The sequence below is a fragment of the Desulfosalsimonas sp. genome, from assembly GCF_055149105.1.
The window spans coordinates 1-12,369 of record NZ_JBSRLA010000083.1; the positions used below are offsets into that span (position 1 = coordinate 1).

The following is a 12,369-nucleotide window of genomic DNA, read 5'->3' on the forward strand; positions in this document are numbered from 1 at the left end:
TGCAAATAACTTTTTGCCGCATGCTTAAAAGCTTTGATTTTATTCTTTTGAACCTTGAACCTTGAACTTTGAACCTTGAACGAAGTTACTTAGAAGAAGCTTTTTGCGTTTTTATCAAAGCTGATTCCATCCGCTTTTTCTTATCTAAAATGAAACTCGCCCGCCTTTCAATACAAAATCCCGCTTTCCCCGGAATTGCTGAAGTCATCTGACTGCGAAACAGCCCTGGCTGCACCGGAAACCGCCGGGGCGCATGCAAAACAAGGCTGAAAGATCGGGGACTTGTCCAACCTGGACTGGCATTGGCAAATGGTTTCTGTTAGATTTAATTACGCTCAAATGATCAAAGAGCAAAAAATCGACTTTTACCTAACCTTCAAGGATTGCAGCATGAAAAACCCATTAACGGCGCAGCACCGGCAGATGAATGAGCAGTTTGAAGCCATTGTGACGCAAATCAGCCAGGTGGTGCTCGGAAAAGAAGCCCAGGTGCGCCTGGCACTGACCTGCCTGTTTGCAGAAGGACACCTTTTGATCGAGGATCTGCCGGGCATAGGCAAAACCACCCTGGCCAAGGTCCTGGCCAAATGCCTTGGGCTGGAGTTCCAGCGCCTGCAGTTTACAAGCGACATGCTGCCCGGCGACATCCTCGGAGTATCCATATTCGACCAAAAAACCGGGCTGTTTCATTTTCACCGGGGCCCGGTTTTCACCCAGGTGCTGCTGGCAGACGAAATCAACCGGACCACGCCCAAAACCCAGAGCGCACTGCTCGAAGCCATGGAAGAAGGACAGGTCTCGTTTGAGGGCAAAACCCGGCACCTGGAACCGCCCTTTTTCGTCATTGCCACCCAGAATCCTCTGGAATACGCAGGCACGTTTCCCCTGCCCGAATCCCAGCTCGACCGTTTCCTGATGCGCATCGAGATCGGCTATCCCAGCCGGGCCGCGGAAAAACAGATCCTCAAAGGCCAGGGCACGCAGGACGCGCTGGAAACCATTGAGGCAAATATGAACAAAGACGATGTGCGGGCCATCCAGAAAAAGATCAAAAACGTGCACACCTCTGACACCTTTGTGGACTATGTCCGGGAAATCCTGTATTTCACCCGTACCAGCGACCATTTTCACGTGGGTCTTTCCCCCCGGGCCGGGCTGGCCATGATCCGGGCCGCATGTTCCTGGGCCTGTCTGCACGGCCGGGATTATGCCCTGCCCGAAGATCTCCAGCAGATCCTGCCCTGGGTGGCCGGCCACCGGCTGCGATCCGGACAGGACCGCACGGAAATCGGCAGAAACCGGTTAATGGAAATTCTGGCTGAAATCCCGGTGCCGCTTTGAAATGGCCTTTTTTTGAAAAATTTTTAAATCCCGCTTCCGTCCGGCACCTGCCCTGGACCGTGGCCCGGAAAAACACCTATATTCTGCCCACCCGGCACGGACTGATGTTTCTGCTGGTGCTGGCGGCCATGCTGGCCGGCTCCATTAATTACAACAACAACCTGGGTTTTTTGCTGGTGTTTCTGCTCGGGTCCATGGCGGTTGTGTCCATGGTCCACACTCACCGCAACCTGAAGGGGTTAAAAATTTTATCTGTTTCCGCCCGCCCTGTTTTTGCACAGGAAACAGCCGTGTTTGTCTTTCTGATATCGCCGGAAGGCCGCCGGCGAAACGCCCTGGAATTTTTTTTTGAAAACCCGGGCTCCGCTATTGAAAACCTGAGCCCGGATGCCGAGGCCCGCATTTCGGTCAGGGTGGCCGCCCCAAAACGGGGGCTGCTCGTCCCGGGTCCCCTGACCGTGTCCACTTGCTTTCCCCTGGGCCTTTTTTATGCATGGACCCGGGTTCGGCTCAATTGTTTCTGCACAGTTTATCCCAACCCCATTGCCGCGGCATTTGAATTCAGTGAAATTGCAGAAGGGGGAACAAACCAGGACTCCGCGCCGCTGCTGTCCGGAACAGACGATTTTCTGGGCCTGAAAGTCTATCAGCCGGGTGACCCGGTCCGCCGGATTTCATGGAAGGCCCTGTCCCGGGGCCAGGGTCTGTTTACCAAGGAATTTGCCGGCCACGGCCGCAGCAACCTGGTGTTTGACTATGAACAAATGACCGGCCCGGACACGGAAACACGATTGTCTCAGCTCTGCGACCTGGTGCGCAGGGCTGCGGACGCAAACATGGAATACGGCCTGAACCTGCCCGGATCCTTTATCGCACCGGGCAGCGGCAGTGACCACCGCCACAGGTGCTTAAAAGCCCTTGCCCTGTTTGGAATCAATCAGGAGCCCGTGGACAAATGAATCCGGAAAAAAAATACCTTCCTGCACTGATAGCCGCACTGGCTGCGGCCATCCTGCCCCACACCCTGCAGATGGCCCCCTGGATAACCGCGTGGTGTGCTGCCATGTGGGCATATCTGCTGTTATGCATGAGAACCGGCTGGTCCCAACCCGGGCGCAGGGTACGGATTCTGCTTTCTGTGGCCGGCATAGCCGGTCTTGTGGCCACCTACGGCATCGGGTTCGGCTCGGATGCATTCGTGGGCCTGCTGGCAGTGATGGCCGCGTTAAAACCTTTTGAAATCAGCACCCACCGGGACCGGATGATTACCGTATTTATCGCCTACTTTATCATCATCAGCAGCCTGCTGCGATCCGAGACCTTTGCCATTACCCTGTATATGTTTTTTTCTGTGCTGCTGACCACAGCCGCCCTGGTGCGCATCAATGATCCGCTTGGCACGTATAAAACAAGCGCCCGGCGAGCAGGCCTTGTCATGGCCCAGGCCTTGCCCCTTATGATTTTGCTCTTTCTGCTGTTTCCCCGCCTGGAAGGCAGCCTGGTGGGGTTTTCACAAACCAATCTTGGCCAAACCGGATTTTCAGATCAACTCAGCCCTGGATCAGTGGCAAACCTGGTGCAAAACAACGATCCGGCCTTTCGCGCGCAGTTTGACGGCCCGGTGATTCCTCCGGAGCAGCGATACTGGCGTGGGGTTGTGTTTTCACGATTTGACGGCCGGGCCTGGCACAGTGCAGACCGGATCCCGAAACTGAATCAATCCATCCAGGGCGGCGAAGCGGTGGAATACACCATTTCCCTTGAGCCCCACAACCAGCAATGGATCTTTGCCCTGGATCTGCCCGCAAAGGCCCCTTCGCGCCGGACGACCCTGAAGCGCGATTTCACGGTTGTGTCCAGGCGCAGCATCACCCGCAAGCGCAGATACCAGATGCGTTCCTATACCCGGTATAACACCGCCTCCGTGGATTACGGAGTCAAAGACGCCCTGAAGCTGCCGCAAAAGACCAATCCCCGGGCCCGGGACCTGGCTGCGGACCTGGCGGAAAATTCCACGGGATTTGGGGAAATTGTCGAAAATGCACTTTCTTTTCTCAGGGACAACAACTTTGTTTACACCCTGCAGCCCCCGCTTTTGGGACATAATCCGGTTGACGATTTCCTGTTTGAATCCCGCAAGGGCTATTGCGAGCATTATGCATCCGCCTTTGCCTTTCTGATGCGGGCCGCCGGGGTGCCGGCGCGCATTGTGGGCGGATACCTGGGCGGCCAGGTCAATCCCTGGGCGCAATACCTGATCATACGGCAGTCTGACGCCCATGTCTGGGTGGAGGTGTGGTATCCGGAAAAAGGATGGACCCGGGTGGATCCCACCCTTGAAGTGGCCCCGGAGCGCCTGGACCAGGGGGCTGAGGGCTCGCTTCAGCCCGGCGAGCTGGGAGGAAATTTTGCCCGCAAATACTTAAGACCCATTACATCGTTTATTGACCAGGTCCGGCTCGGCTGGGACGCCCTGAGCCTTCAATGGGAGGCCTGGTTTTCAGCTTATTCCAAACAGCAGCAGCAGGCCCTGCTAAAAACCCTGGGCATTGACACCCAATCCTGGAAAGGCCCTTTTTTAATGCTCCTGGCAGCCGCAGCCGGGGCAGCAGGCCTGTTTTTGCTATACGCCCGGCTCCACAAGCGGGCAGCAGGAATGAAAACAGCGCCCGAAGCCCGGTATTATGAAAAATTCTGCGCAAAAATGGCCCGGGCCGGCATTGTCCGGCCACAACACATGGGCCCCCTGGAATTTGCCGAATATGTGGCCCAAAAACGCCCGGACCTGGAAAAACCCGTGCATGACATCACCCGCCTTTATATCGCCCTTCGTTACCGGCAGACAACAGGGCAAAACACCCGCAAACAGTTTATCGCCAAAGTCCGGGCCTTTGCCCCGGCAAAAGACAAGCCTTCTGTTTGAAGTTTTGTCCGAATCCCGAAAATCCAAAACAACCGTTTGCGCGTGGGCTATGGGGTGGTGCCGCCCTGGCGTTCGCGCACTCGGGCCGGGCAGTTCTAAGGCTTGCTTCGCTGCGGCCGAAGTAATTCGGCCGCGGCCGCTCCGCTTCTCCAAGAACTGCTGGCCGGCCCAACGTGCAATGCGCCCGCCAGGGCGGCACCACCCCATAGCCCATGGACCTCCTTTTATACTTGTAAATAACCAATCCAAAACAAGGATAAAAGCCATTGGTTTTCCACGTGCCTGCACGACCTTTCGGCGACAGGCCATGCGGCAGGCCCGGGGCGGATTGCGAGTCGCATTGAGCGCGCAAGCGGTCAGCAGGGAGCAAACCGCCCCAGGCCGGCCGCATGCGAAAACCGCCACGCAACAAGGCACCGGAATTTGACTTTGCCCGGGATCAGACATAGTTTGTGGGTGTGGAAACCAGCAATCACATACTGATGATGACAAAAACCAGAAAGGAGAGGCAACAATGGCAAAGGATATTTTCCCGCTGCCCTTTGAGATCCCGGACATGCACTACGGACATGAATCCCACCTCTGCGTGGCCAGTGCCGTGGGGTTTGTGAAAAACAATACAGAAGACTACAAGAAATATGTCCGCGACCCGCAGTTTGTCTGCAAAAATTGCGGCCGTGCGGCAAACAGCGCAGAATACCTCTGCGAGCCTGAAAAACTGTAATTTTCTGTCACCCAAACTCAGCGTTTCAAATAAAAAAAACCGGCTGGCACAGCAAATGCTGCACCAGCCGATTTTATTTCTTTTTCCGCAAAAAATTCCGCAACAGAAACTAGAGTTCCTGGACTTTTTCCGTGAGTTCGGGAATGAACTCCAGGATGTCGGCTTCCACACCCACGTCTGCCACCTGAAAAATCGGGGCCTTGGGGTTTTTGTTCACGGCAATGATAAAGGGATTGCCCTTGATGCCGCCCATGTGCTGGAAGGAACCGCTGATGCCCATGGCCATGTAAACCTTGGGTTTTACGGTCTTTCCGGAAGTTCCCACCTGACGGGCTTTTTCCAGCCACTTGGCGTCCACGATGGGCCGGGAACAGGACACGTCTGCGCCCATGGCCTCGGCGAGTTCAAACACGATCTCGAGATTGTCTTCATCCTCGATGCCGCGGCCAACCGATACCAGCACATCCGACTTGGTGATATCGACTTCTCCGGCCTCTGCTTCCAGAACCTCGACAAACTTGCGTTTGGCCGAAACATCGCCGATTTCACCGGACTTGTCCACCACTTCACCGGCCTGGCCTTCGGCGGCCTGAAAAACCCCGGGCCGGACGTTGATCACAGCACCCGCGGAAATGTCGCAATCCACATGAGCGCTGACCTGGCCGGAAAATTCCTGGCGGATGAGCTTCATGGTGCTTCCCTCTACACCTTCGATATCCACCACGTCAGAGGCAAAGGCCGAATCGAGCTTGATGGAAAGCCCGGGGCCCAGGTCCATGCCGAATGTATCATGGGCCATTAAAACAATGGCGTCTGCGGGCAGGGTGTTGATCAGTGCTTTGCGCACCACTTCCGCGTTGGGATAGGAAAGCGCTTCGTTGTCCATTTTCCATACGGTTTTGTAGGCCTGGGCCGCTTTGCTGCAGGCGTCGTCAACACCGCTGCCCGTGACAATAGCGGTCACCTCGGCATTGGCATCGATTTTTTTGGCTGCTGCCAGCAGTTCCAGGGCGGTATCATCCAACGCACCGTCTGAATGCAGAATATAGGCAAAAATCTGGGCCATTACTTTATCCCTCCTTTGGACTTTAAGAGTTCAATGAGTTTGTCGATGATCTCTTCGGTGCTGCCTTCAAGCATTTCAGCGCCTTCGCCCATCTCCGGCACGAAGTAGTCGATGCGCTTGACCCTGGCTGCGCCCTCGCCCACGGAACCGGCATCCAGTCCCAGATCAGAGGCTCCCATGGTGGGAATATCCACTGAGGCCACCTTGCGAATGCCGCGGATACCCACGTAACGGGGTTCATTGATACCCGTCTGGATTGAAAGCACGCAGGGAAGTTCGATCTCGTTGACTTCCTGGTTGCCGCCCTCGATTTCCCGGCCGACCTTGAGCTTGCCGTCGCCGGGCTCAATCATGTTGACCAGGGATGCATAGGGATAATCCAGCATGGCTGCCAGCATCCCGCCCACCTGGGCATAGCCCTCATCCGCCTGGGCGCCGGTAAGAATCAGATCGTAATTGCCTTTTTCCACGGCACCCTTCAGAATCGCGGCAATGCCCCGGCCGTCTGAGCCCTCAAAGGCGTCATCGTCGAGCAGAATGCCTTTTTCCGCGCCCATGGCCATTTCCCGGCGCAGGACTTCCTCGGACTCCTCATCGCCCACGGTGATCACGGTCACGGAACCGCCGTGCTCGTCAACGAGCTGGATGGCTTCCTCCACTGCATAATTGTCCCATTCATTTACCGAGTAAACCAGATCGTCTCTTTCAATGTCGTTTCCATCGCTGTTGATCTCGATCTCGTTTTCCGCGGTATCAGGAACGCGTTTGACACACACCAAAATTTCCATATGTTCCTCCCTACCTTGTTCGTTAGACTCCGCTATTTGTTTAATCCATAAGCGGCTGCCGTCCCGGGCCCGACCTCCCGAAGGCAGCCATGACACCTGACTTTCTCCTACTGCATGTGCATGGCAACCAGTTCGCACAGATCAATGGCTTCCAGCTGGCCTTCCAGTCCGGCCACCTTGATGCCGTCTTCAATGTTGGTCAGGCAGAAGGGGCATGCCGTGACAATCACGCTTGCGCCGGCATCCCGGGCCATTCTCACCCGGCGCACGCCCATGCGCTCATCTTCTTCCGGTTCATAAAACAGCATCAGACCGCCGCCGCCGCAGCAGAAGGACCGGTCCCGGCTTCTTTCCATTTCCACCCGCCGCAGGCCGGCAATGGCATCCAGCACCGCCCTGGGTTCATCATAGATCTCGTTGTGCCGCCCCAGATAACAGGGATCATGATAGACAAAGGTCTTGCCTGCCAGATCCTCGGACAGGCTGCCGAGCTTTATTTGACCGTTTCGGATACTGCGCAGCAGAAAATGGGCAATATGCTCCACGGGCGGCAGGTCATTGCTGTTATAATCGTTTTTCATGACATTGTAGGCATGCGGGTCTGCGGTGACAATCTGCCTGGCCCCGGTATTGACAATGGCGTCAATGTTTTGATTCTTCAATTCCTGAAACAGCATTTCCTCGCCAAAGCGGCGGACCTCGTTTCCGGCATCTTTTTCCGCCTTGCCCAGCACGCCGAAATTCACACCAGCCTTGTGCAGAATCCGGGCTGTTGCCCGGGCCACGGCCTGCATGCGCTCGTCAAAAGAGGTCACGCTGTCGACAAAATACAAGGTGTCTGCAGTGGCGCCTTTTTTCTCAAGGACATTGACCTCAAACTCTTCTGCGAGTTCCTTGGTCCACTCGGCACGCTTCTTTTCCATCTTGCCGTAAGGGTTGCCCCGTTTTTCCAAAGACTGCAGGGGTTTTTGCAGGGACTGGGGCACATTGCCCTCATCGACCATGCCCCGGCGCATGTCCACGATCTTGTTGATATACTCGATGCCGATGGGACATTCCTGCTCGCAGGCGCCGCAGGTGGTACACGACCAGATTTCGTCCTCGGAATAAACCTTTCCCATGATATTGGCATCGGTTCTGATGAAATCGCCCCGCAGGGGATAATGCTCAAATGCATAATCCCGGCCCTTCAGGGATATGAAACGGGGCGAAAGCGGACGGCCCACGGCATTTGCCGGGCAGTTGTCCGAACATCGGCCGCAGTCGGCGCATGTGTAGAAATCCAGGATGTCCTTCCAGGTAAAATCCTCGTAACGCTTAACACCAAAGGATTCCAGGGAATCGAGATCATCGTCTTTGACCCCGTATTTCACCGGGCGAATATTGCCGCGCTCCAGACGCATGAAGTAAACATTGAAAATCGATGTGAGCACGTGGAAATGCTTGCCCAGGGGCAAAAAGCACAGGAAGGTGAAAAACACGATGTCATGGATGTAATAGGAAATCACATGGGCGCCCTGAAGGGTTTGCTGGGAGGCGTTGAGCAGCATGTTTTTAAACAGCCACCCCAGCGTCACCGGGGCCAGGAAATCCGGATCAACGCCGGCCTGGACCTGGGCGGCCACCTCAGCGGCTTCAAACAGGCTCTCGGTAACCATCAGGGTGGCAATAAAGCCCAGCACCAAAAGCGCCTCCCAGGTATGATCCTCACCATAGGATTCAGGATAGGCATAGCGTTCGGGCTTGAAATACACCCGCCGGACAAATGCGGCCACCACTGCGATAAACACGGCCGTGGCCGCGTAATCCTTGAGCAGATAGTAAATATCACCCACCCAGGTATTGAGCCCGGGAAACACGAAATCCGCGGATATTCCCTTGATCACCAGTTCCGTGGATCGAACCGAGAGAATGAGAAATCCGAAAAAAATCACGATATGAATCACGCCCGCTGTCATGTAACGGGGATGCTTCCACTGGGCGAGCCAGATTTTGAGCACATTGAGAATCCGGTCTTTGGGCCGGTCAAATCGAAAGTCCGGCTTTGCCTTGACAATGGGCGCCAGGCGCTTGGCAACAATATAGGCAAACAGGGCAACCGCTACAATGGGAATCAGCACGGAGAAAATCACCGTGGGAATCCCGAAAAATGTATAGGCTGCTGGTGAAATCAGCACATGTTCCATGATTTGCCGCTTGCTCCTTTCATCTTATGATTTCGAGCATTTGCTTATTATTATCGCAGCAGCAGGATGTCTGCTCCATAAGCCATTTGATATATTATAGATGAGCCTTCAGCAATAATTAATTAATGGTTTGGAGTCAAGAAAAATTTCCCTGCGTCAAAAGCAGGGAGGCTTGTCGCCTCAAAACCCCCCTGCTTTTGTGCCTGCATTTCTAAACAAAATGATTTTGGTATGACCGTTTCCGGGCCCTACCCGTTAAAGGAGGCTTCATCAATCTCCACCGCAGCGCCGTCAGTGGCCAGAATGGCCTGGATTTTGCCCAGGGTGGCGGGCAGCACCGTGTTGCAGAAAAACTGGGCGCTTTTGATCTGGCCCTCGTAGAAGGCCACATCTTTTTTCTTGGCCTTTTCCAGGGCTTTTTCCGCAATGGAGGCCCGCCACAGCAGCATCCATGCCATGCACACATCCCCGCACACATCCATGAACGGATAGGAATAGGCAAATGCATCCAGGATTTTCTCGGACATGGCGCTTTTGCCCAGATGCATGGCTGCCTCGCCCAGCTTGTTCAATGCCTGTTCCAGGGTTTCGGCATGGGGCTGGACTTTTTCCTGACCCTTGGCAGTGTTGATGGTGGCGGTAATTTCGCCCATGAGATCCATGACCAGCTTGCCCTTTTTCATGCCGAGCTTGCGGCCCATCAGGTCCATGGCCTGGATTCCGTTGGTGCCCTCATAGATCATGGTGATCCGGCAGTCGCGCACCAGCTGTTCCTGAGGATATTCCTTTGTATAGCCATAGCCGCCGTATACCTGCATGCCAAGATTGCACACGTCATAGGCCCGGTCGGTGACATAGCCCTTGGCAATGGGAATCAGAAGATCCACCAGACCCTTGTATTTTTCCTTTTCCTCCTCACTGTCAACCACGTCGGCCATGTCCTCGCACCAGCCCACGTAATAAAGCAGGCTGCGCATGCCTTCAACATAGGATTTCATGGTCATGAGCATGCGCCGCACATCCGGGTGCTGGATGATGGGGACCGCAGGGGCATCTTTTTCCAGCATCTGGGTGAGATGACGGCCCTGGATGCGTTCCTTGGCGTAATTCACAGAGTTGATATAAGAGGCTGTGGAGCAGGCAAAACCCTGCATGCCCACCAGGAGACGCGCTTCATTCATCATCAGAAACATGGCACGCATGCCCTTGTTTTCCTCGCCCAGCAGTTCGCCCACGCATTCGCCCTTATCCCCCAGGCTCAGAGTACAGGTGGCGTTTCCGTGAATGCCCATTTTCTCTTCGATGCCCACGCAATTGACATCGTTGAACTGATCCAGGCTGCCGTCTTCCTTGACCCGGTACTTGGGCACCAGAAACAGGGAAATTCCCTTGGTTCCGGCAGGGGCGCCCTCAATGCGGGCAAGCACGGGATGGACAATGTTTTCAGCCAGATCATGCTCCCCGCTGGAGATAAAAATTTTCTGGCCTTCGATCTTGTAGGTGCCGTCGCCCTGGGGAATGGCCTTGGTTTCCAGGCGGCCCACGTCGGATCCGGCCACCGGCTCGGTCAACAGCATGGTACCGGTCCATTTACCGGTATACATGTTTTTGAGAAAAAGGTTTTTCTGGCGATCCGTTCCAAAGGTTTCCACCAGGCGGCCGGCGCCGTGGGTGAGACCGGCATACATCATAAAGGAGTAGTTGGCGCCGTTGAAATACTCGGCCGCGGCCATGGAAACGCTTCTGGGCATGCCCTGGCCGCCCCAGTCGGGATCTTCGGTCATGGCCACCCATTCGCCTTCCTTGAGCAGTTCAAAGGGGCGCTTGAAAATCTCAGGAGTGGTCACCTTGCCTTTTTCAAACACACATCCCTTTTCATCGCCTTCCTGGCGTGTGGGCAGGATTTCCTTTACAGCAAGATTGCGGGCCTCGTTGATCACCAGATCAACGGTTTTTTTGTTGAACTCCGCATATTTGTCCTTCTTGCTCAGTTCCCCGACGTTTAATTGCTCATGCAGGACAAAATCCATGTCCCGGCGATCCGAAATTTGTTGTGCCATCTGTTTTCTCCCTTTTGTTAACGTATTGATTTGTATTTGCCGGCAAACCGGCAATGCCATTTTCCCTGCACATGATCTGCAACATCGGCGGGTTCGGTTTTATCCCTTTTCGGATTTGCCCCGGGTGCCGAGGCCGTCAAAATAGAAATCCACCAGGGGGTCGGCCATTTTCACCATGTCCTTGTCCCCGCCGGTGACCACCCAGGTATTTATCACCTCGTTGACCGCCCCGAGGATAAAACGCTTTGCCAGGCCCAGGGGCAGCTGCTTTCTGATGGTGCCTTCAGCCTGGCCGAGACGGATAATCTCGGTTAAAATATCCATATACATCCGTGTGACCTCGGTGATGTATTCATCCTTGACATATCTGGCCAGCAAGGCTTCGCGCTGAAAGACCACGGCCATGTTCCGGTCCCGCTGAAACTCGCTTAAATGCAACCGGATCAGACTTCTCAGCTTTTCTTCGGCACTGTCGGCTTCATCCACCACCTGGCGGAATCGATCAAACACCTGGCGGCTGCGGTAGCTGAAAAAATTTGACAGAATATCGGCCTTGTTTTTGAAATACAGGTATATGGTCCCGTCGGCCACGCCGGCTTCCCTGGCCACCTGGGATATGGTGGCCTGATGAAAGCCCTGTTCGGCAAACACCTTTATTGCTGCATCCAGAATAAGATGGTATTTGGAGTTGATGGCCCCGGTTCTTGCTTGTTCCCTGTCCATGTCCGCCTTTGTTTTGACCCAAAAAATTGAATGAACCCTCATTCACTGAATGAAGCTTCATTCATTACCAAAACAAAAACAAACCTGTCAAGGGAAAATCTTTTGCGGAAATTACGATTCCAGGTCAGACAGACAAAAAATCAGGACGGTTATTCCTTGATGGCACCGTAAAAAGCTTTTTACTGCGTCCGCTGTTATTGAAGGAAGAAAGTCCTGCGGTCGGCGTCAGCTTTTTCGCTCCTGATCGTTTTTGCGGATTCATCAAATGCCTTTGCTTAAAATTTACAAATTCACCCTGTCTTCCTCAAACAGTTTGAAATTTTCACGCAAAAACGCTCAATGTCGCTTCAAAAGCAGACCCCGCCCTTGGACTTCCTTAGAAGTGTTTCCCCCGGCCGCGGCCCGTGACCGAGCTATAACAGTAACTTTTTCTGACGTTACTTAGATGTGTTGCCTTGTATCCCCTTGGTGTGAAACTTTGCACACAGTCGGCCATGATGCCGGCCCGGGGGTGGTTTGCGAGTCGCATTGAGCGCGCAAGCGGTCAGCAGGGAGCAA

At 54.5% G+C, this 12,369-nt stretch carries 9 protein-coding genes; 4 read left to right on the forward strand and 5 right to left on the reverse strand.

The window, feature by feature from the left end; genetic code table 11:
- The first annotated feature begins 390 nt into the window (after positions 1 to 390).
- The 4 genes from ACTCIA_RS15115 to ACTCIA_RS15130 all read left to right on the forward strand — a co-directional run bounded on the left by ACTCIA_RS15115 (position 391) and on the right by ACTCIA_RS15130 (position 4,988).
- Positions 391 to 1,341, forward strand: a complete 951-nt coding sequence (locus ACTCIA_RS15115) for an AAA family ATPase (RefSeq protein WP_463002640.1) — start codon at positions 391 to 393, stop codon at positions 1,339 to 1,341.
- Complete coding sequence (locus tag ACTCIA_RS15120; RefSeq protein WP_463002641.1) at positions 1,338 to 2,300, forward strand: DUF58 domain-containing protein; 963 nt, start codon at positions 1,338 to 1,340, stop codon at positions 2,298 to 2,300. Before ACTCIA_RS15115 ends, ACTCIA_RS15120 begins: the two co-directional genes overlap by 4 nt.
- On the forward strand, positions 2,297 to 4,264 hold the full coding sequence (locus ACTCIA_RS15125; protein ID WP_463002642.1) for a transglutaminase TgpA family protein: 1,968 nt from the start codon (positions 2,297 to 2,299) through the stop codon (positions 4,262 to 4,264). The genes ACTCIA_RS15120 and ACTCIA_RS15125 overlap by 4 nt, the downstream gene beginning before the upstream one ends.
- 514 nt (positions 4,265 to 4,778) lie before the next feature.
- Complete coding sequence (locus tag ACTCIA_RS15130) at positions 4,779 to 4,988, forward strand: hypothetical protein (RefSeq protein ID WP_181552853.1); 210 nt, start codon at positions 4,779 to 4,781, stop codon at positions 4,986 to 4,988.
- 109 nt (positions 4,989 to 5,097) lie between these two features.
- Here ACTCIA_RS15130 and ACTCIA_RS15135 read toward each other — a convergent pair whose 3' ends face one another.
- The 5 genes from ACTCIA_RS15135 to ACTCIA_RS15155 all read right to left on the reverse strand — a co-directional run bounded on the left by ACTCIA_RS15135 (position 5,098) and on the right by ACTCIA_RS15155 (position 11,811).
- Positions 5,098 to 6,054 (reverse strand): electron transfer flavoprotein subunit alpha/FixB family protein, encoded by a 957-nt coding sequence (locus tag ACTCIA_RS15135; RefSeq protein WP_463002643.1) that lies wholly within the window; start codon positions 6,052 to 6,054, stop codon positions 5,098 to 5,100.
- The gene (locus ACTCIA_RS15140; RefSeq protein WP_181552851.1) at positions 6,054 to 6,842 is read right to left on the reverse strand and encodes an electron transfer flavoprotein subunit beta/FixA family protein; all 789 of its coding nucleotides are present in this window, start codon (positions 6,840 to 6,842) and stop codon (positions 6,054 to 6,056) included. The genes ACTCIA_RS15135 and ACTCIA_RS15140 overlap by 1 nt, the downstream gene beginning before the upstream one ends.
- Positions 6,843 to 6,949: 107 nt before the next feature.
- Positions 6,950 to 9,028, reverse strand: a complete 2,079-nt coding sequence (locus ACTCIA_RS15145) for a (Fe-S)-binding protein (protein ID WP_463002644.1) — start codon at positions 9,026 to 9,028, stop codon at positions 6,950 to 6,952.
- A gap of 248 nt (positions 9,029 to 9,276) precedes the next feature.
- Entirely contained in the window at positions 9,277 to 11,088 is a 1,812-nt protein-coding gene (locus tag ACTCIA_RS15150) for an acyl-CoA dehydrogenase (protein ID WP_463002645.1), read from the reverse strand.
- A gap of 99 nt (positions 11,089 to 11,187) precedes the next feature.
- Positions 11,188 to 11,811: a TetR/AcrR family transcriptional regulator gene (locus ACTCIA_RS15155; protein ID WP_463002646.1), complete on the reverse strand. Its 624-nt coding sequence runs from the start codon at positions 11,809 to 11,811 to the stop codon at positions 11,188 to 11,190.
- Between the last annotated feature and the right edge of the window lie 558 nt (positions 11,812 to 12,369).